14 protein-coding genes and 1 other RNA gene are annotated in these 20,676 nt (G+C 59.1%); 8 read left to right on the top strand and 7 right to left on the bottom strand.

Features of this window, described 5'->3' with window-relative positions; genetic code table 11:
• Positions 1-156 precede the first annotated feature (156 nt).
• The 3 genes from P4G45_RS00485 to P4G45_RS00475 all read left to right on the top strand — a co-directional run bounded on the left by P4G45_RS00485 (position 157) and on the right by P4G45_RS00475 (position 4,827).
• On the top strand, positions 157-867 hold the full coding sequence (locus tag P4G45_RS00485) for a DNA-3-methyladenine glycosylase (protein WP_348269196.1): 711 nt from the start codon (positions 157-159) through the stop codon (positions 865-867).
• A 79-nt stretch (positions 868-946) separates the two neighbouring features.
• Positions 947-3,493 carry a DUF3536 domain-containing protein gene (locus P4G45_RS00480; RefSeq protein WP_348267736.1) on the top strand — a complete coding sequence of 849 codons (2,547 nt, stop codon included), beginning with the start codon at positions 947-949 and terminating at the stop codon, positions 3,491-3,493.
• Positions 3,494-3,510: 17 nt separating this feature from the next.
• Complete coding sequence (locus P4G45_RS00475; RefSeq protein ID WP_348267735.1) at positions 3,511-4,827, top strand: hypothetical protein; 1,317 nt, start codon at positions 3,511-3,513, stop codon at positions 4,825-4,827.
• Between the two features lie 34 nt (positions 4,828-4,861).
• Here P4G45_RS00475 and P4G45_RS00470 read toward each other — a convergent pair whose 3' ends face one another.
• Positions 4,862-5,947 (bottom strand): Rieske 2Fe-2S domain-containing protein, encoded by a 1,086-nt coding sequence (locus tag P4G45_RS00470; protein WP_348267734.1) that lies wholly within the window; start codon positions 5,945-5,947, stop codon positions 4,862-4,864.
• A 96-nt stretch (positions 5,948-6,043) separates the two neighbouring features.
• Here P4G45_RS00470 and P4G45_RS00465 point away from each other — a divergent pair, with 96 nt between their 5' ends.
• Positions 6,044-7,966 (top strand): phospholipid carrier-dependent glycosyltransferase, encoded by a 1,923-nt coding sequence (locus P4G45_RS00465; RefSeq protein WP_348267733.1) that lies wholly within the window; start codon positions 6,044-6,046, stop codon positions 7,964-7,966.
• Here P4G45_RS00465 and hpnI read toward each other — a convergent pair.
• Genes hpnI through P4G45_RS00450 form a run of 3 tightly spaced genes read right to left on the bottom strand, consistent with a single transcriptional unit; the run spans position 7,963 to position 11,682 of the window.
• Complete coding sequence (hpnI, locus tag P4G45_RS00460) at positions 7,963-9,123, bottom strand: bacteriohopanetetrol glucosamine biosynthesis glycosyltransferase HpnI (RefSeq protein ID WP_348267732.1); 1,161 nt, start codon at positions 9,121-9,123, stop codon at positions 7,963-7,965. The two genes, P4G45_RS00465 and hpnI, sit on opposite strands and share 4 nt — an antisense overlap.
• Before the next feature lie 41 nt (positions 9,124-9,164).
• Complete coding sequence (locus tag P4G45_RS00455) at positions 9,165-10,418, bottom strand: ABC transporter permease (protein WP_348267731.1); 1,254 nt, start codon at positions 10,416-10,418, stop codon at positions 9,165-9,167.
• 40 nt (positions 10,419-10,458) lie between these two features.
• Complete coding sequence (locus tag P4G45_RS00450; RefSeq protein WP_348267730.1) at positions 10,459-11,682, bottom strand: ABC transporter permease; 1,224 nt, start codon at positions 11,680-11,682, stop codon at positions 10,459-10,461.
• A gap of 124 nt (positions 11,683-11,806) precedes the next feature.
• On the opposite strand from P4G45_RS00450, the gene rnpB reads away from it, so the two are divergent.
• Both rnpB and P4G45_RS00440 read left to right on the top strand, forming a co-directional pair.
• An RNA gene (gene rnpB / locus P4G45_RS00445) (RNase P RNA component class A) lies at positions 11,807-12,245 on the top strand.
• Positions 12,246-12,438: 193 nt separating this feature from the next.
• On the top strand, positions 12,439-13,230 hold the full coding sequence (locus P4G45_RS00440; protein WP_348267729.1) for a hypothetical protein: 792 nt from the start codon (positions 12,439-12,441) through the stop codon (positions 13,228-13,230).
• 44 nt (positions 13,231-13,274) lie between these two features.
• Here P4G45_RS00440 and ruvA read toward each other — a convergent pair whose 3' ends face one another.
• Positions 13,275-13,871 carry a Holliday junction branch migration protein RuvA gene (gene ruvA, locus P4G45_RS00435; protein WP_348267728.1) on the bottom strand — a complete coding sequence of 199 codons (597 nt, stop codon included), beginning with the start codon at positions 13,869-13,871 and terminating at the stop codon, positions 13,275-13,277.
• Positions 13,872-13,991: 120 nt separating this feature from the next.
• On the bottom strand, positions 13,992-14,879 hold the full coding sequence (locus P4G45_RS00430; RefSeq protein WP_348267727.1) for a LysR family transcriptional regulator: 888 nt from the start codon (positions 14,877-14,879) through the stop codon (positions 13,992-13,994).
• Positions 14,880-15,003: 124 nt separating this feature from the next.
• Here P4G45_RS00430 and P4G45_RS00425 point away from each other — a divergent pair, with 124 nt between their 5' ends.
• Both P4G45_RS00425 and P4G45_RS00420 read left to right on the top strand, forming a co-directional pair.
• Positions 15,004-15,771, top strand: a complete 768-nt coding sequence (locus tag P4G45_RS00425; RefSeq protein WP_348267726.1) for a glucose 1-dehydrogenase — start codon at positions 15,004-15,006, stop codon at positions 15,769-15,771.
• A gap of 12 nt (positions 15,772-15,783) precedes the next feature.
• Positions 15,784-17,058 carry a carboxymuconolactone decarboxylase family protein gene (locus P4G45_RS00420; RefSeq protein ID WP_348267725.1) on the top strand — a complete coding sequence of 425 codons (1,275 nt, stop codon included), beginning with the start codon at positions 15,784-15,786 and terminating at the stop codon, positions 17,056-17,058.
• A 172-nt stretch (positions 17,059-17,230) separates the two neighbouring features.
• Here the strand turns inward: P4G45_RS00420 and P4G45_RS00415 are convergent, their stop codons facing one another.
• The gene (locus tag P4G45_RS00415; protein WP_348267724.1) at positions 17,231-20,605 is read right to left on the bottom strand and encodes a carboxypeptidase-like regulatory domain-containing protein; all 3,375 of its coding nucleotides are present in this window, start codon (positions 20,603-20,605) and stop codon (positions 17,231-17,233) included.
• Between the last annotated feature and the right edge of the window lie 71 nt (positions 20,606-20,676).

Genomic DNA, 20,676 nt, shown 5'->3' with positions numbered 1-20,676 from the left:
TCGTGCATGACAGTCGCATCGACCCGTCGAACCACAATATCTACCCTGCCGGAACGGTGTTGTCCTTGTAAATTCCAACCAAATGAGTCCGAGATTGAGAAGCCGGTCCGAATGGCGTCCCGAGACTTTCTGCGACGCCTGCGATACCGTCAACGTATGCCGCGTCCACTCAATCGTCCGCGCCCGCCTCGTTACGACTCCGCACTCGCCTGCAAAGAACTCGCTGCCGCCGATCCCAAACTGGGCCGCCTCATCGAACGCGCAGGCCCGTTCACGCTGCGCTTGTCCAGCACGCAGTCCCCTTTTGAGGCGTTGGTCGAGAGCATCATCTACCAGCAGTTGCATGGCAAAGCCGCCGCGACCATCCATCGCCGTCTGCTCGAAAGCTTCGGGCCCGTCTGCGGTGTGGAGCATCCCGCCGCCGAGCATCTGCTCGACTGCCCCAACGAACAACTGCGCGCGGCCGGCCTCTCGCACAACAAGAGCCTCGCCCTGCGCGATCTCGCCGCAAAGACGATCGACGGCACCGTGCCCACGCTCGCGCGCATCCGCCGCATGTCCGACGAAGCCATCATCGAGCACCTCACCCAGGTTCGCGGGATTGGCCGCTGGACAGTCGAAATGCTGCTGATCTTCCGCCTTGGCCGTCCTGATGTTTTGCCGGTTGACGACTATGGGGTACGCAAGGGCTTCGCGCTTACCTTTCAGGGGCTCAAGCCAGCCGACAAAGTCACGCCTGCCGATCTCCCCAAAGCCGACGTAATGCGCCGCCGCGGCGAGCGCTGGAAGCCTTGGTCCTCGGTGGCCAGTTGGTATCTGTGGCGGGCCTGCGATCTGGCAGCAGGCAAACTCACGCCGCTTCCGTGAATCCTACCCGCATCGGCCCCATCGCACAGGCTTTCAAGATTTTCATATTCCGACAGCTCTGCCTATCATCAAATCATCTATGGCCAAGTCCAGAACATTAATCAAAGCCGCTCTCCCCGCACCGCCTGTGGCCGAGGTCGGCACCCGTTTCGTCTGTGTTCACGGACACTTCTATCAGCCGCCGCGCGAAAATCCCTGGCTGGAGAGCATCGAGGTCCAGGACTCTGCCGCTCCGTATCACGACTGGAACGATCGCATCACCTCAGAGTGCTACGCGCCCAACGGTGCATCACGCATCACCAATAAGCAGAACGAGATCATCCGCATCATGAACAACTATGCGCGGATGAGCTTCAACTTCGGCCCCACCTTGCTCAGTTGGCTGCAGGACAGCGCGCCGCGCACCTACCGCATGATTCTCGATGCGGACCGAACCAGCGCCATTCGCTACAGCGGACACGGCTCCGCCCTCGCGCAGGTCTACAACCACATGATTATGCCGCTGGCCAATCGGCGCGACGCGCTCACGCAGATCCGCTGGGGCATTGCCGACTTCGCCAAGCGCTTTGGGCGCAGGCCCGAAGGCATGTGGCTGGCTGAAACCGCCGTCAACCGCAGCGTGCTCGACCTGATGGCACAGGAGGGTATCAAGTTCACCATCCTCGCGCCGCACCAATGCGCCCGGGTGCGCCGTCACGTCGATGTAGACAACGGCGACTCCTGGCTGCGAACGCCAGATGCCACCGTCGACCCCCGCCATCCCTACACCGTCAAGCTCGACGAAGGCCGGAGCATCGCCGTCTTCTTCTACGACGGCCCCAACTCCCGCGCTGTCGCCTTTGAAGGCATCCTCAACAGCGGCGAAGACTTTGGACGACGGCTGATGGAAGAGTTTCGTCCCGGCTCCCCCGACATTGAAGTTGCCCAACTCTCGCACATCGCCACCGATGGCGAAAGCTACGGCCATCACCACAAACACGGCGAGATGGCGCTCTCCTACGCCATGCACTGGATCGAGGACGAAAAGCAGGCCAAGCTGACCAATTATGGTGAGTTCCTCGAAAAATTCCCTCCCACGTGGGAGGCGGAAGTCGAGGAGAACACCTCCTGGAGCTGTATTCACGGCGTCGAGCGCTGGCGTTCCAACTGCGGCTGCAACGGCGGCAAGCCCGGCTGGAACCAGGAGTGGCGCGCCCCGCTACGTGAGGCGCTCGACTACCTGCGCGATGCCGTCGCTCCTCTCGCTGAAGAATTTGCTCGGCCTCTGCTCAAGGATCTCTGGGCCGCACGCGACGCTTACATCCACGTCATCAACGATCGATCGCGGGCTTCGACGGCCAACTTTTTCTTCGCCCAAGCTGCACGTGAACTTTCCTCCGCCGAGCGCATTGATGTGCTTGAGTTGCTCGAGCTCGAGCGCCACACCCAGCTCATGTACACCAGCTGCGGTTGGTTTTTCGACGAGATCTCCGGCATCGAGACGGTGCAGATCATCGCCTACGCAGGCCGCGTCCTCCAACTCGCCGCCAAGCTCTTCGGAAAGGCCGGCGTTGCCCTCGAAGCCGGATTTCTCAACATTCTGGAGAAGGCAAAGAGCAATGTCCCGGAGATGCAAAACGGCGCCGAGGTCTATCGCCGCTACGTCACCGACATGCGCATCGGTCTCGAAGAGGTCGGCGCGCACTACGCGATCAGCTCCATCTTTCGCTCCTATCCCGAGGACGGCGAACTCTTTTGTTTCGATGTGCATCGCAACAGCCACGAGATCTTCAATTCGGGGCGCGGCCGCGTCGCGCTCGGCCGCGCCCGGGTCCGCTCCCGCATCACCGAAGAGAACGAGAACATCTGCTTCGCCGTCCTCCATCTCGGCGATCAGAACCTCTCCGCCGCCATCAAGCCTTACGCTCCCGAGGAGCCCGATCAACTGGACGCTTTCACCACCTTCTCGTCGGAGATCGGCAACGCCATGCGCCGCGCCAATCTTCCCGAGGTCATCCGCCTCATCGACCATTTCTTTGGCAACACCTCATATTCGCTCACCTCTCTATTTGCCGACGAGCAGCACCGCATCCTCAACACCATCCTCAATCGCACCCTCTCCGAGATGGAAGATTCGCTGCGCAAGATCTACGAGGATCACGCTTCCCTGTTGCACTTTCTCACCGAGGCCGGCATTGCCGCGCCTCCCGCGCTTGCACTCGCCTCGAGCTTTGCCATCAATGCCAGCTTGCGCCGTGCCATCGAAGCCGAACCCTTCGACCCCATCGAGATCGAGCGCCTGCTCAATCGCGCCGAGACCGACCAGATCGACCTTGATCCCCATCTGCTCGGCTTCGCCGCAGGACAGCGGATGAAGCGAGCCATGATCCGGCTTGAGGCCGAAGCCTTCGGCAACTTCTCAGCCACGGGCGCCATCTCCAACGCCGTCGCCATCGCAAACTCCCTGCGCAAGCTGCCGTTCGAGGTGAACTTCTGGCAGGCGCAAAACATCTGGAACGACCTCCTCCGCCGCAGCGACAAGACCTACTGGACTGAAGAATGGAAAGAGGGGTTCAAGCAGCTCGGCGAAGCCATGAACATCTGCGTCGATCAACTTGTCGTCGAAGCCGGCGTGAGCGCCTTCTAGCTGCGTTGAGGTTGAGAATGAGTGCGAACAGCACGTTTTTGCAGGTACGCTCCATCCGCTACGATCACCACATGTCGAAACTCCGCACGTTTTTTCTAGTCGCGTTAGCCACAAGCCTCGCAGCTAATGCGCAGACCGCCCTAAAGCCGCACACGCTTCACCTCGCGAGCGGCAAGAACATGACCCTCTCGCTGCCTGCTGCCTTCGATATCGGCGTCGCCGCACAGGGCATGCGCCGCGTCCGCTTCATGGCGAAGTCTCCCGACAACCGTGTCTTCGCGACCGACATGTACTCGCTGGCCGACAACACCCAGGGAACCATTTACATCCTTGGCGGCTTGAATCCCACGACCCACACCTTTTCGACGCGCATCACCTACCTGAAGGATCTTCGCAACCCAAATAACGTTGCCTTCTATACCGATCCATCCGGTCAATCGTGGCTTTATACCGCGCTGACGGACCGCCTGCTTCGCTATAAATACAAGGCTGGCGACAACGCTCCCACAGGGCCGCCGGAAGTGCTCGCGCACTATCCCGACTACGGTCTCAACTATAAGTACGGTGGATGGCATCTCACACGCACGGTCGCATTCGCCAGACTGCATGGGCAGACTCGGCTGTACGTCACCGTCGGCAGCAGTTGCAATGCGTGCCGCGAGAAGGAGCCGATTCGCGCTTCACTCTCGGTCATGGACCCTGATGGCAGGAACCAGCAGATTATTGCGCAGGGATTGCGCAACGCCGTCGACATGGCCTTTGTGCCTTCTATCGACGATGGCGCTCTCTTCGCCACCAACATGGGTGACGACCATCTAGGCGATCAAGCGCCTGAAGACACGTTCTTCGAGCTTGATTCGAATCGTCATCCCGTGCCAGCTAACAGCAACTACGGCTGGCCCACCTGCTACTTCGAACACGGCATCGTTCACGAAGACCCGGTCGTCTCGCACCCCGATTTGAATAAGAATGTCTTTCCACCGGTCGGCCCAACGCCGCCGCAATTCGACTGCACTCACGTTCCCGCTGCCTACACCACCTTCATCGCCCACTCCAGCCCGTTGGGACTGGCGTTCTTCGATGATTCCAACCGCCTCCTGAACAATACTTTTCTCGTAGCCCTGCACGGCGCTGGAAAACCGCACATCGGCACCGGCTACCGCGTCGTTCGCTTCACACCCGCATCGCGCCATCCGGAAAATTTCCTGCTCGGCTTCCTCGTCAAAGGGAAGGTAACGGGCCGCCCCTGCGGCATCTTTCAAACCGGTCCCGATTCCTTCTTAGTGACCGACGACGTCAATGGAGTGATCTATTCCATTCATCCGAAGAGCTAGTCGCGAGCAGCTAGGCAAGTTCGCATAGACACGCCTAACTTCTCCAGCGCAGCGTGACCGGCCCAGCGAGAGGATGCTCCCCCGTACCTTTCAACCGCGCCTGCTTCAAAGCGAAGTACCACTTCGCCGGCTTATCGGCATCGTCGATCAGCATCAACGCCGGATTGAAGCGCAGTCCCTCGGCCTGCTGAATCATCGTCTCCTGATCCTGCCGCACAAAGCGCGCTCCAAAGAACGTAGCGATGGAAGTTACAAATGGAATGTTGTAAAAAATATTCCACGCCGCAGCCACGTCAATCCTGCATGTCGAAGCCGTCACCGGCGTCACCGTGGTCAAGCTGGAGAACCATTTGTCACCGCAGCGGATCGTCTCGTACCGCCGATTCGGCAGCACGAAATCGATCGTCGTCGTAATCGGCTCTCCGTACACCCCCAGCAGCTTGTAGGGCGCGCTGTTGCCAGACGGAGCATGGGCCGACATCCGAAACCCTTGTGGAATCGGTTCGAAGTGTTTCTCTTTTTCGTGAATGCTCGCCCGGCTGCGCCACCACCACGCCTGATGCACAAATGGCCCGTGCGCCGGGTCCATCAGCCCGATGATGCCGTGATCGACATTGCATGGCAGATCGGCCGTCAGGTGAGCACTGCGATACTGCTCGGAAAACTTCGGCACCTCGGGTACAGCGGGCAGCGCATCGCCGACGCGCCCTGTTCCTGCCTGCGGGATATAAACCCACGCGTATCCGTCGCGCTCTGTGCAGGGAAAGGAACTGGCAAAGATCTTCGTCGCATCCAGCGTGTCGTGCCCGGTCAGCGACGGAATCTCCGCGCACTGCCCGCTGCATGGCTCGAAACGCCAGCCATGATATTTGCATTGCACAGTCTCGCCGTCGAACCACCCCGCTGAAAGCGGAATCCCGCGATGCGGACACAGGTCGCGCATGGCAAAGATGCTGCCATCGTTCTTGCGGCCCAGCAGCAGAGGGATGCCCAGCAGAATCGCGGTCTTCTTCCCGCCCTTGCGCAATTCAGTAGCGCGCAGCGCGGGATACCAGTCGCCGAAGATAAGCTCGGTCGGCGGCGACACCATGCTCCCAGGTTGAACCAGATCATTCATCATGCAGTCAGCCTGAGTCTACGACAAATCAGTTCAATTCAACTATCGGTTCGAATTGACGTTAAGCCCTTCGCTCGCCAGAGCAAATACACTAATTACGTGCTCACCGACACTGCGCCAGCCTCAGCCTCTCCACGCCGCAATCGACTTATCCTGGTCGCGCTCTGGTTCTTCTTCTACGCCAGCTTCACCCTGCTCACCCCTCCCCTGCTCGACGATGCCGACTCGGTCCACTCCGAAGTAGCCCGCGAGATGCTCGTCCGCCACGATTGGGTCACGCTCTACGCCAACGGCATCCGCTATCTGGAAAAAGCTCCGCTGCTCTACTGGAGCATCGCCGCAAGCTTCAAGGTCTTCGGCGTGCACACCGCAACGGCGCGCCTGCCGCTGGCCTTTACCGTGCTGGCACTCGTGCTGGCGATGGAGGCGTTTGGACGGCGTGCCTTTGGCTCGACCCGCGCCGGGTTGTACGCCGCCCTCATCCTGCTCTCCAGCTTCGGCATCTTCATCTTCACGCGCATCACCATCCCCGACGTCGCAGTGTGCCTGTGGCTGACACTCGCGATGCTCTGCTACTGGAAGACCGAAGCACAAGAACGTCCCAGCCGACTCTTATGCTGGAGCTTCGCAGCCTGCTGCGCGCTCAACGTCCTGACCAAGGGACTGATCGGTATCGTCTTCCCCCTTCTCATCGTCCTCGCGCACCTGCTGCTCACCCGCGGCCTCCGCGGAACGCTCCTCCGCCTCCGCCAGTTCTTTCCCGCCTCCAGCCTCATCGTCTTCCTCGTCATCGCCGCGCCATGGCACATCCTCATAGCCCTCGCGAATCCTACGCAGGGCCATCCCGGCCACCTCGCCTTCGTTCATGGCCACTGGTCCGTTCCCGGCCCAACCGAGGGCAACGTCCACGGCTGGCTGTGGTTCTACTTCGTCAACGAACAGGTGCTGCGCTATCTCAACCTCCGCGTCCCGCGCGACTACGACACGGTTCCGCTGGCGCTGTTCTGGGGACTGCTGCTCGTATGGCTGATGCCGTGGAGCGCCTACCTCTTCAAGGCCGTCGCCACTGTTCCCTGGCTGAAATCTCTGCGCCGCCAACTGCTCGATGCAGCGCAGAGTACGCGCCTGCTTCTGGGAATCTGGGCGGCGGTTCCCATGGTCTTTTTCAGCTTCTCCACTCGGCAGGAGTACTATGTGCTGCCCGCGCTGCCCGCGCTTGCGCTGCTGATCGCCGCATGGCTGGCGGATGAAGCAGATGAGGCAGAGGCCTTCACCGTCCCCAACCGTCTCGTCGTTGCGGGACAGCGCATCTCCATCGTCCTTCTCGTGCTGGGCTCAATTGCCGCACTGGCGGCGGGGTTCTTTATCCTGCACTCGCAGCCACCCGCCCCCAATACCGACCTCGCTGCCATGCTGAAACAGAACCCAGGCGACTACGCGCTTTCCTTCGGGCACTTCCTCGATCTCGACACGCGAGCGATGGGAGCCTTCCGCACACCGCTGATCATCACTGCCATCGCGCTCTTTGCAGGAACACTCCTCAACTGGCTGCTTCGCCGCAACTACAAGCCCCACGCCGCGAACCTCTGGCTGGCTGGCGGTGCCTTCGGTTTTCTATTAGCAGCACATCTTGGTCTGCAAATATTCTCTCCAGTGCTGACCTCCTACAAACTGGCGATGGCTATCGCGCCGGAGTTGAAGCCCGATGATCTCATCGTCATCGACGGCGAGTACGAGAGCGGCAGCACCCTCGGCTTCTACCTCCACCGCCCGGCCGCCGATGCCCAGCCCATCCACATCCTCAATGGCCGCAGCTCCAACCTCTGGTACGGCTCCTTCTTCCCTGATGCTCCGCATATCTTTGAGACCGACGCCTCGCTTAGCCTCAAATGGCTTGGCGTCCGCCGCATCTTTCTGTGGCAGGATCTAGACCAACCCGTACCTAAGCTCCCCGGCAAAGCGTTCTTCATCGCGCAGAGCGGTGGAAAAGAGATCCTGAGTAATCAGCCGAATCCTTTTTAGCGCGCAATCCGCCCATCACGCAGATGGAACCGCTCGCCTCGCCACACGACCGTATCTCCCGCAAAGCTCCACGCCCAGAAGCCGAGGCCGAAGAAATCCCGCAGGGGCAGCAGCCATAGATCACGCAGCACCTGTCCATCGCGCAGAATTCCGACGCCGACGGAAAGCGCGACCGCAACCCGCGCCAGCACCACCACGCTGAGCAGCGAAAAGCTCCAAAGCGCGAATCCGCTCGCAATGCACGTCATTACCGCCCACGGCAACGCGAAGGTAATCCCCAACCCGACGTATCCCAGCTTGCGCGAGTCGCGCGTCGACCGCGCCCAGCGCAGCTGATGATCGCAGAAGCCGCGAAAGCGATACGCCGGGACTGTCGTCTCCACCACCTCAGCGCACAGCTCCACACGATAGCCTGCGGCGGCGATGCGTGCGCCCATCTCGTAGTCGTCGGCGAGATATTCAGTCAGCGGCTCCAGCCCTCCAGCCTTCGCCAGCACACTCTTACTTGTAGCCAGCGTCGAGCCCAGACCGAAGCGGATGCCATGCTCCAGCTTGCGCGCCGTCAGTACGCCGGGCAAAAAATCGGTTGAGATGCCCAGCGCCTCCAACCGCGACCACAGCGTTCGCCCACCGCCGCTCTCCGTGCGGCCAATGTACGGTGCCGTCACCAGGCCAACCGAAGCATCCGCGAAACAAGCCATCACGCGGGCGAGATACAACGGAGAGACATAAATGTCGCTGTCATTAATCAACACGTGCTCATACCGAGCCTCGCGCAGCATCTGCACCAGATTGCTTACCTTGCCGGAGGTCCCCAGCCGCTCGCGGCACTCCACCACGCGGATGATGCAGTCAGGAAACGCCCTCTGCAAGCGCTCGATCTCGCCCATGGCAGGATCGTCCATGCTGCCGACGCCGAATAAAATTTCGAAGTTGCCTGCATACTGCTGGCGGCAATGGCTCACCAGCCCGTCATACATATGCGGATCGATGCCCTTCACTGGTTTGAGGATGCTGACATCGGGAGCAAAGCCCGTGTCCTTCAGACGCCGCCTCCAGTAGTGCGCGAAGTCTCGCGTTCCCCACAATGCCAGCAGCAGATACGCCAATCCACACAAAGTCAAAAGCGCAGTGATCGCTTCAATCGCTAAGGCCATCCTGTTAGTCTAACCAACCGGTACAGGGCTAAGGGAGCAGTCTACTCATACCGCAGCGCTTCAATTGGATTGAGGTTCGCGGCCTTCCATGCCGGATAGATGCCGAACACCAATCCGATCCCGCAGGAACTCAAAAATGCCACCACCATCCACAGGCTCGACAGCGCCGCCGGAAACAGAAAGGACACTCCCACCGCGACGGCGCTCCCGGCGCAGAGACCGATAATGCCGCCAACCGCGCACAGCGTCATCGCTTCCAGCGTGAACTGCGTCAGGATGGTTTGCTTCGTCGCTCCAATTGCCTTGCGTATGCCAATCTCGCGCGTCCGCTCGGTCACGCTCACCAGCATGATGTTCATCACGCCCACGCCACCCACCAGCAGCGCCACGCTCGAGAGCGCAACCAGCAGCAGGAAAAGGCCGCTCGTAATGTTGTTCCACAGCCGCGTCAGCGAGTCGGTGCCGAAAATTGCGAAGTTGTCCGGCGCAGCGTTGGCGACTTTCCGCCGCCGCCGCAGAAGTTCGGTCAGTTCATCTTCCACCAGCGAGCGGTACTTCGGGTCGTCGTACTTCAGCGTGATCCAGTAATCCAGCTGCTCCGGATGCATGTAGTGGAACGTCGTAATCGGGAAGTAGGCATGGTTGTCCTGCGGGTTCTTTCCTCCACCAAAGGCCTGCTTCTGCTTCTCCAGAACGCCGACGACGGTGAAGACCATTCCGGCGGCCTGGATCTCTTTTCCTACAGCGCTCTGGCCGGGAAAAAGTCCGTCCGCCGTATCGCTGCCCAGCACGGTCACCTCGGCGGCGCGCTCCTGGTCACCTTCGTTGAAGAACCGTCCCTCGCGCAGATCCAGTTCGCTCACGTCCTTCTGCGCTGGGGTATCGCCTTCGAGAATGGTGCCCTGCATACTCTTGCCGCCGCCCTTGATCGCCGTGACTCCGGCGCGTCCCGGCGCCGTGTTGTCGGTGTACTGCAACGCAGGCGAGACCGCAACGACATGCGGCAGATCGCGCATCGCCATCGCGTCGTCGTACGTCAACTGTTTGCGCGTCAGCATCTCAGTCGTGGGCCGCTGGCCGAATACGGGAAAGCGAAAGACAAACAGAACGTTTGACCCCAGCGACTTCACCAGGTCTTCGACCCTGCTGTTCAGCCCATTCACAACCGAGGAGATGATAATCACCGTCATCACGCCGATCACGATTCCAAGAATCGTTAACCCGCTGCGCAGCTTGTTCGTTCGCAGCGTATCCAGCGCCATTACGACCGTCTCTTTAACATCACCAATCTGCATAAAGCCGCTGCCTTCCTATTTCCCCTGGTCCCAAAGCTCCCTAATCTGCCCGCAAAGCCACAATCGGATCCAGTTGCGCCGCCTTCCGCGCCGGATACACGCCGAAGAAGATGCCCGTCGATGTCGCCATAAACAAGCCCGCAAGCACGCTCCAGAACGCCACGGTGGAAGGGAATCCAGCCACGATCGTAATCACCTGCGCCACAATAATGCCGCCGAGGACCCCGAAGGCGCCGCCAACCAGCGCCATCGTTCCGGACTCGATCAGAAACTGCATCAGTATGTCCTTCGGCCGCGCACCCAATGCCTTCCGTATGCCGATCTCGCGCGTCCGCTCGGTGACGCTCACCAGCATGATGTTCATAATCACGATACCGCCAACCACCAGCGAGATCAGTGCGATGCCTCCGGCAACAGCGCCGAATGATTTTGTAATCGTGCTGAAAAATCCGACCAGAGTGTTATTCGTATCCAGCTCGAACGAATCCGGAGCTCCCGGCAGATCGTGCCGCTGCGACCGCATCAGCACGCGTACCTCGTCAGCAGCGTCATCAAGTATGGGACCCGCCGACCCTGCCTTGATATAGATGGTGAGCGTTTTCTGGGTGCCATAATTCCTCTGATACGCCGTCAGCGGCACCCCGACGAAGTTGTCCTGGCTTTGTCCGAAGGTGCTGCCCTGCTTCTCGGTGATGCCGATGATGGTGTACGGCGTCCCGTCCACGCGCAGCTCCTGCCCGAGCGGGTCAACGCCGGCAAAAAGATGGTCCTGAATATCCGTCCCAATGATGGCAACGTGGGAGGCGTGCTCTTCGTCCGCTTCGGTGAAGCCCCGGCCCTGCTCGATATTGAGGTTCTGCAACTGGGGCATCTGCCAGGTATAGCCGCGGATCTGCGTGTCCGTCACTGACTGCGTGCCTCGCACGATCGTGCCTGTGGACGCTTGTTGTGCGCCAATGCCAACGCAGCGTTTGCAGTTCTCCTTCACGTAGACAAAGTCCGAGTAAAGGACGTTCTTTCGCCGCTGATAACGCTCGTAATCCTCGGAACTGGTAATGATCTGCGGCATCTTCGACACCGTGAAGACGTCCGCCCCATAACTTGCAAACTTGGTGGTGACATAGGTGTTCGCGCCGTTGACCAGCGTGACCACGGCGATAACGCTGGCTACGCCGATGACGACGCCCAGCAGCGTCAGGATCGACCGGAGCTTGTTCGCCCACAGTGACTGCAACGCGATTTTAACGGCCTCTTTAAATTCCATCGATTTCAGTTCCCAGGCTTCGATTGAGACTACCAGCCCGGCGGGAGCAAAGCGAGAGCGTACGTAGGGTCTTATACGCAGTGAAATAGCAGTTGGTTCGCCGCTACTGCGATACACTTGGGGAGCAGGCGGCTGGATGATCGCTGCCGCTCGGGCCGCAAGGCGTTGAGCGGGGGAGGAAAGTCCGAACTCCGCAGGGCAGTGTGCCGGATAACGTCCGGGACGGCCGCTTCAAGGCGGCTGGACGGCAAGTGCAACAGAGAACATACCGCCCGCCTCGCGAAAGCGGGGAAGGTAAGGGTGAAAAGGTGCGGTAAGAGCGCACCGCGTGGCCAGTAATGGACGCGGCAGGGTAAACCCCACACGGAGCAAGACCAAATAGGCAGGGATTTCGCCGCTCCTCTTCAGGCGGCGAGAGCGTATCGGCCCGATGCGCCCAGGCGGAGAGACCGGCGAGAGCCGGAGCCGAAACTTGCGGGTAGGTTGCTAAAGCGCCGCAGTAATGCGTCGCGTAGAGGAATGATCGTCTAAAACAAAATTCGGCTTACGGGCCGCCTGCAAACCTCATGGCCCCGGCCGTCCAAACGACGCCGGGGCCAATCCACTCTATGACTTGATAAACATCATCGGTTCATTCTCCACCCAAACTCACGTCATCCCGAGCGCAGGGGAGAGAGCCCCCTGTATTTTCCTTTCCTTTGACCACCAGAACGGTAATTATCCCCTCTCGTCAAAGATGGTGCTACGTTTGGAGGCGTGAGCAGCTCCGACAAACTAGAGTCCACTGACCGCCTTATCTTGGTTCAGGTTAAGGTTGAAGGAGCCAAAAAGCATTTGCGTAATCTCGCAACCGATATTCTCGCCCTCGATCACGTAGCAATTCTCACTCCCGATCCGGACACGGGTATCGCGCCCCACCCCATAGCTCTCCTGCATCCCAACAAAATTCAATCAGTTCCTAAATTGCCATTCAATATTGTCACAATGGCTGGAGATGTCGTCCACAACCTTCGGACTGCGCTTGATCACCTCGCATATCACCTCGTTGCTGTTGGCATGGAATGTGCCCCGGTGCTTCCGCTCACGGACGCAGAGATGCGTCAAATCGCGTTTCCTATCGCAGAGACTCTCAAGCAATACGAAGCCGACAAGCCTAAAAGAGTAAAGGGAATGCTTCCGGAAGCGGTCGAGGCGATTGATCGGTGCAAACCATACAAAGGTGGAAATGATGAGCTCTGGCGAATCCATGAACTCGACAATATCGACAAGCACCGTACCCTTTTTACCTTGGCACACGACTTCTTGTTCACTGGAGACTGGTTCGACGGCGCCTATCTGGTGAAAGCCGACAATCCACTCTTCGCCGGAGTCGAAACACAGGTGGAGAAGGATGTCCAACTCGAAATTAAGGAAGCGCTCAGCCAGCCGCAGGTTACTAACGCGAACGCGTTACTCCCAAGCTTGCATGACCTGATCAATCTTGTGGATGACCTTATTGTCAGTTTTAAGCCATTCCTCCGAAATGTCTACGAAAGGAATCGTAGTTAGCTCGAACTGGTAATAGCACGCGGTCATAGCCGAAACCATAAGCCTTACCGAATCGCCGCCATCGCAGCGCGGAAGAGCGTCTCAAACTCCTGCCCTGCGGCAGCGTCCTTCGCTATCGCGGTCTCGATCGCCCTTTGCGCAATAGGCCGCGGATAACCGAGATTCACCAGCGCCGAAAGAGCATCGTCGCCGACCGGGCCGTGGTGTGTGCCTGTAGACGAAGCCACCGGCACCGCCATGTCGTCGAGCTTGTCCTTCAATTCGAGAACAACCCGCTCCGCGGTCTTCTTGCCTATTCCGGGAATGCGTGTCAGCGTGGCATAGTCGCCGGAGCGAATAGCCGCAACCAGGCGGTCCGAAGCAATCCCACTCAGGACAGTAATCGCCAGCTTCGGCCCAATCCCGCTGATCGTCAGCAGCTTCTCGAACAGCCGCTTCTCCTGCGTCTCCGCAAAGCCGAAGAGCGCAATCTGGTCTTCGCGCACATGAGTATAGATGTGCAGCGAGGCCTCCGCACCGTCCGCGGGAAGGCTCGTAAAGGTGGCAACGGAGATCGTGACTTCGTAGCCTACACCGGCACAGTCGATGACGGCCTGGTTGGGAGTCTTGAAGAGGAGGCGGCCTCGGAGATGGGCAATCATGCTTCGCTGATTGTATCTGGTGGGGGTTCTGAGGGCTGGCTGGGGGAGCTGTATTACTACTACCGATATCGGCGTTTCTCGTTACTAATCCTCGTTAGCCAATCCATCACGCCATCGATCTCAGCCAGAAACCCGAAACGCTCCAATTAGCGCCGCGAGGGCGGCCGGCTGGTTTCTTCGGCTGGGGTAGTAGAGGAAATATCCCGGAAAGGAAGGACACCAGTCCTTGAGCACTTGAATCAGTTTGCCGCGCGCAAGCAAACGTTCGAGCGTGCTTTCCATGGCCGTACCGATACCTACACCGTCGAGTACGGTTCGGATCACCAGATCAGGATCGTCAAACGATGCCGGACCATCGGGGCTTACCGTGAGCGCCTTGCGTCCTTTCTCAAATTCCCACCGATACAAACCGTTGCTGAAACGAAAGCCGATGCAGGAGTGATCCCTGAGATCCTGTGGCGTTCTTGGGATGGGGTTTGACTCGAAGTAAGCGGGCGAGCCGACGACGGCGAGCCGCATCTCTCCTGTGACTGGTACGGCAATCATGTCTCGCTGGATGAACTCACCTAGCTGCACTCCAGCGTCGAAGCCTCCGGCGATGATATCGACGGGGTCGTTTGAGGACGTTACTTCGAGGACGATCTCCGGATAGGTACGGGCGAAACTCGCGAGCTTAGGCAGCAGCACCATCTCAATCGCCGTCCTGGGAAGGATGAGGCGAATGCGGCCTGCCGGACGATCCCTCTGCTGCATGGTTTCCGCGACGGCAGAGCCGATGCGTTCGAGGGCGGGAGCAAGTTCCCTGAGGAGGGCTGCTCCCGCAGCCGTGGCTGAAACGCTCCGCGTGGTTCGCGCGAGCAGCTGAACGCCCATTCGCTTCTCAAGGCTGCCGATGGCGTGGCTAAGTGCCGATTGAGACAGACCGAGCTTCGCCGCAGCCCGCGTGAAGCTTCTCTCTTCTGCGACGGTAGCGAAGGCAGATAACTCCGCCAAATCGTTTTTGGCCATTCATGAATCATATGCATAACGGTTTGCCACCGCAAATGCATTTTCGAAGAGTCGCGCTCATCATACTTTTTGTAGCACATGAATTGTTCCATGAGCGTTCAAGCTCACGAAGAGGTGAAAAATTATGCAGATTTCGTTTGAGAACAAGGTGGCGCTCGTTACGGGAGCCGCTTCCGGACTGGGACTGGCTACCGCCAGCGCTTTTGCAAAGGCCGGGGCTGCGGTGGTGCTGGCGGACTGGAACGAGAAGGAAGTTCAGGCAGCGGCCAACGGCCTTTCGGATGAAGGCTACAAGACCCTCGCCGTTACGTGCGACGTTTCGGACGACGCGCAGGTAGAGGCCATGGTGAAGAAGACGGTCGCCGAATTTGGGCGGTTGGACGCGGCCTACAACAACGCGGGTATCCAGAACGTGCTGGCAGAGACGGCAGATTCACCGCGCGACGACTATGACCGCGTGATGAGCGTGAATCTGCGGGGCGTGTGGAGCTGCATGAAGTTTGAACTGCAGGTTATGCGCGAGCAAGGCAGCGGTGCGATCGTGAACTGCTCTTCTCTTGGCGGACTCATTGGTGGAAATCAGCGTGGCACGTATCATGCAGCCAAGCACGGAGTAATTGGATTCACGAAGAGCGCGGCTCTCGAGTACGCGACGCGCGGCATTCGTGTGAACGACGTTTGCCCGGGCATGATCCAGACGCCCATGTCGGACAAGATGATTGCCGAGGGGCAAGGACCGGAGCTGGACAAGATGCTGCAAACGTTTGTGCCAATGAAGCGGCTGGGACGCGCTGAGGAGATTGCCGACGCTGTTCTCTGGTTGTGCAGCGATATGGCGAGCTATGTGACGGGACAGTCCATCTCTGTTGATGGTGGATACGTGATGCGCTAGTCGAGGTCTCCGATGGAACGACGGACTTTCATCCATACGGGTTCGGCTGCTCTGGCGGCGACATGCCTGCGAGGAGTACACGCCCCGGCAGAGGAGAAGGATATGAAGGAATCGAAGAAGCCGGATGCGGCGACGGGAGCGTTGACGTACTTCGATGTGCGCGCAGTGTCTCCCGCGCTGGAGCACTACACGAAGGTGACACTGCTCGGTGGACTGTGGATGCGTCCGGGACTTTCGCGGCGGGACCGAAGCGTGGTCACGGTAGCAGCGCTTATTGCCCGCATCCAGTCGATGGAGTTCAGGTTTCACTTTGGGCTGGCGCTGGAGAACGGTGTTCAACCGGCAGAGCTGTCTGAGATCATCACCCATCTGGCTTTCTATGCTGGATGGGGGAATGCGATGGCAGCCGTTGCGGTAGCCAAAGACATCTTCCGCGAGCGTGGCATTGGAACGGAGGAACTTCCAGCGGCCAAGGGTAACCTACTGCCGATCAATGAAGAGACGGAGAAGCAGAGAGCGACACAGGTTGCTGGCAACTTTGGCACGGTTTCTCCCGGGCTTGTACAGGCGACGACGGATGTGCTGTTTCGCGACCTCTGGCTGCGTCCTGCTCTGGCGCCTCGAGACCGCAGTCTCGTCACGGTGAGTGCGCTGATTGCGAATGGGCAGACGGCACAGATGCCGTTTCATCTCAATCGGGCAATGGACAATGGCTTGACGGAGGCGGAGGCGTCAGAAGTGATGCATCACATCGTCTTCTATGCGGGCTGGCCCTGTGCGATGTCTGCCCTGCCCGTAGCGAAAGATGTTTTCGAGAAGCGAAAGAACAACGTGCCAGAGGTCGCTAAGGCGGGCGACGGACATACAACAAAGCAGTCGGGAGACAGCACAATGAAGATTACTCGGGCAGGCACCATCCCTTCCATGGCTGGACCGAAGGACTGGTTCACAGGTAACGTTCGCGTCGATTCGCTTTTTCCGGCGGATGGTGGACGGCACTCCAATGGCGGTGTCGTGACGTTCGAGCCGGGCGCACGCACTCGTTGGCACACGCATCCGGCAGGTCAGACCATCGTGATCACGCAAGGGCTGGGCTGGGTTCAGAAGGATGGAGAGTCGATTCAGGAAGTCCGGCCGGGAGACGTTGTCTTTTTCGAACCCGGTGAAAAGCATTGGCATGGAGCGTCCGTCCAGGTGGGCATGACGCATATCGCGATTACCGAAACCGTAGATGGCAAGCCTGTGGACTGGCTCGAGGCTGTGTCTGAGGAGCAGTACGCAAGGTGAACTTTGCGCGGGGCGAGTCCCGGAATCGCTCGCGCCCGTGACGCTCCTCATAAGTCGGCTTATCGTCACTGATCAGCCACGCGCCCAGAAAACCGGAAAATCTGAGTTTCGTGACAGGCTCCCATGTCCCGGAAGCGGGAACATGGGAGCCTCAGGTTTGGATGTTGCGCGGTTAGAAGTGGTAGCGGAGGGCAACCTCGAGGATGCGAGGATCGGCGGCAGCAGTCGCATTGCCATAGCTCGCGTTGCCATAGGTGGTGTTGATCGTGGTGAAGTTGGTGTGGTTCAAGACGTTGAAGGCCTCTCCACGGAACTCGAAGAAGTTCGATTCGTTGATGTGGAAGTCCTTGTACAGCGCCATATCGAAGTCGATCAGGCCGGGCCCCTGAATGGAACCGGTGGCGGCGTTTCCGTAAAAGCCGGCCTTAGGTGCCACAAAGGCCGCGGTATTGAACCACTCCTTCTGTGTCTTCGGTCCATGAATGGAGACTCCGGGAACACGGTCCGGACGAAGGCCATTGCCCTGCTTCGAGATGCTCAAGAAGGGCGTAGCCGAGGTCCCGCTGCGCAGCGTCGTGATATCGGACAGCTTCCATCCGGCAAATGCAAACCGCTTGACCCCCTTGGAGTCCTGCAACCAGGGCAGGTTGTAGATAGCCGTGATGGCCAGCGAGTGAGGAAAGTTGAGACCCTCCGCATTGCCGTAGTAGCGCGACGGGTGGTACGGATCGACCGTAGTCAGGGCGCTGCCGGGCTGGCTGCTCTGATCGGTCAGGTCCTTGGAGTAGGTGTAAGCCACCGTCAGGAAAAGATTCGTTGTAACCGGGTGGCGCACGCTCAACTCAAGCGCGTTCCAGTTCTGACTCTGCTGCGTCTCGTAAGAGTTGATGGCCGCGTAGCCCTGAAAGGGGCTGTTGGTCAGTGCCGTGCCGTTTGTCTGAGGAGCATACGCCGAAGCAGCACCAGTATTGATCGCTGGATTGAAGTCGTAGTTGCCGGTCGCGTCGCTATAGGCCGGTGCAAGGTTGATATTCGACTGCCCCACAAGGTGGCGGGCGATGCTGCCCGCGTAGGTGGCCGAGCCGATCCAGTTGTGCGCAATCTCGTGTTCGAGCGAGAGGCTGAAGCTTTGCACCGAGGTCGACTGGACGTTCTGGTTGGCCGCACTCAGCGAAGCGATCGTCGCAGCCTTCGCGCTGCCGGTGCCCACAGGATTTGGAAACTGCGGATTTTGCAGGTTGGCAGAGGTAATAGCGGGGGGATTGGTTCCGCAGGCGAAGGAGCAGTCCTGATTGGTAAAGATGCGGGTATAGGTGATGCCGTAGCCGCCGCGAATGGAGGTCTTGCCATTGCCGAAGACATCCCAGGCGAAACCCGCGACCGGCCCAACGTACCAGACATGCTGGTTGGAGAAGTTGTTCGGAATGCCGTTCGCGCCATTGAGGACAAGACCGTTGAGGGCGCTATAGTTCGTGGTCGGAGTGATGGTGCCATTGCTGTTGACGATCGGCGCCTTGATGGGATCGAAGACCGAGGGAACGAAGTTGGTCTCAGACTGCGGCGGCCCATAGGGCAGCGGCGCGTGGTAGACGCGGACGCCGGCGGTTAGGGTGAGGTCCTTGGTCATCTTGAAGCGGTCTTCGAAGTAAGGAGAGAATTCCGCGCCGTGGATGGCCAGCCGAGGCTGGTTGCTCGTCTGGGTGAAGGTCGTAGCGCGGCCAAAAAGGAAGTCGGCGAGAGCATCGTCCTGTGTGACCGCTCCAGACCCGGGTTTGGTGAAGTTACCCGAGAAGGTGAACTGGCCATTAGTGGCGCTGCCGACGTTCTGACGCTTGGTATTGAAGACGAGGGTGAAGCCGGCCTGGAGATAATGGCGACCGTGCAGATAGCTCCAGTCGTCACCGACGGTATCGTCGAGCCCCGCCGCGTGGGTGAGGGGCCGGGAGGCGGCGATGCCTTCAGAACCAATACCACCGCTGAAGCTGACCAGCGGGAGACGGTTGGAGAGGAAGCCACTGTAAGGAAGCGTGGTCTGGAAGCCCGGGACCTGGTTGGTATACGCCGTGCCTTCGAGGTTCAGGTCGAGATCGAAGATGTTCATGGCGATGCTGGTCGTGTTCACCATGTTGGGCGTAATGATGGAGGTGAGAGAGACCTGAGCAAGCTTGTTGTGGGTAAGGTCGGTCTCGGAGTTCGTATCGAAGACAGAGGTTCCGTTGGAACCGCTTAGTGAGTTCTGGGCAAAGGACTGGTACTCGTCGAAGTACTCGCCAAGCAGTTGGAACCGGGAGTTGAAATTATGGTTGATCTTGATCTCGTCGTCACGCTGATTGGTGATCTGTCCCTTGGGATTGATGTAGTTGGTGCTGGTGCCGTTGGAGAAGTTGGGCAGCGGATAAAGCGCATTGAGGAATGCAGTGGAGTTCCCGTTGATCTCCGAGGATGGAATCACATACTGACCGTGTCCGTTCTTGGGGACGAGCAGGCCTGTGTTTGGGTCGACGATAGGCGAATTGAAGATGCCCGCGCGCTGGTTGGCCGTTGGAGTCGTTCCTGTCAGGTTCGATGGAACCTGATGAAGGATGACGAACTGCTGGCTCCAGAAGAAAAATGTCTTCTGCTTGTTGGTGTTGTAGATCTTCGGAATGAACAGAGGGCCGCCGATCGTGTAGCCGAAGATGTTCTGCTTATAAGGCAACACAGATTTGGCGAAGTAGGGCTTCGAGTTGAGGGCATCATTGCGAAGAAATTCCCAGGCTGTCCCGTGGAAACTGCTGGTGCCGCTCTTGGTCTGCAGTAGCACTACCGACGAACCCATTAGTGAATATTTGGCGCTGTAGTTGTTCTGAAGCACGCGGACTTCATCGAGCGAATCGGGGTTGGGCACGACGGAGGTCTGTGCCATGTTGCCCGTGTTCTCGTTCCACACACCGTCGAGCGCATAGAAAGTGCGGGACTGGGCGAGGCCGTTGACGGACAGCGTATTGCTGGTGGAGCGGCCCCCGGTAGTAAGGGCGGAGCCGGCCGAGGTATTCTGCACCCCGGGCATCAGGCTCGAGAGGCTCTGATAGTTGCGGCCATTGAGCGGCAGCGTGTTCACCTGAGCAGCATCCACCGAAGCTGAGTGGTCGATAGTAGCCGTCTCCACCTGGACGGCATCCGCAGAAACCGTGACCGACGTACTGGTCGTACCAGTCTTCAGGATGCCGTTAATCGTTGCAGTGACCGCCGGGTGCAAGGCAATCCCGGTGACCGAATACGTCTGGAAGCCGTCTTTCACGATGGAGACCGAATAGTTGCTGACGGGCAACCCCGGAACCGTGAAGTTTCCATCGCTGTTCGATTGGCGCACCGTGACGGCCTTGGTGCCGAGATCGGTGATGGTAACCGTAGCGTCCGGAATAACTGCGCCAGTCTCATCGGTAACGGTGCCAGTAATAGTGGCCGTGGTGGAGAGCTGGGCCTTCAGGAGCGGGCTGAACGCGCAAGAGAATGCAAGAAAAGAAAGAACGAGGAAAGAGGAGAAGGAGCGGCGACGAAGTGACATGAGTGCCTCAGGGCTATTCCAATGGATGAATAGTTTCTTTCGTGCAAATAACCTTACAGGACCCCGTTTTG

It is taken from the genome of Edaphobacter paludis (genome assembly GCF_039993895.1).
GTDB classification, from domain to species: Bacteria; Acidobacteriota; Terriglobia; order Terriglobales; family Acidobacteriaceae; genus Edaphobacter; species Edaphobacter paludis.
The sequence above is the reverse complement of the archived record's forward strand: the minus strand, read 5'-3'. Positions and strand labels throughout refer to the sequence as shown.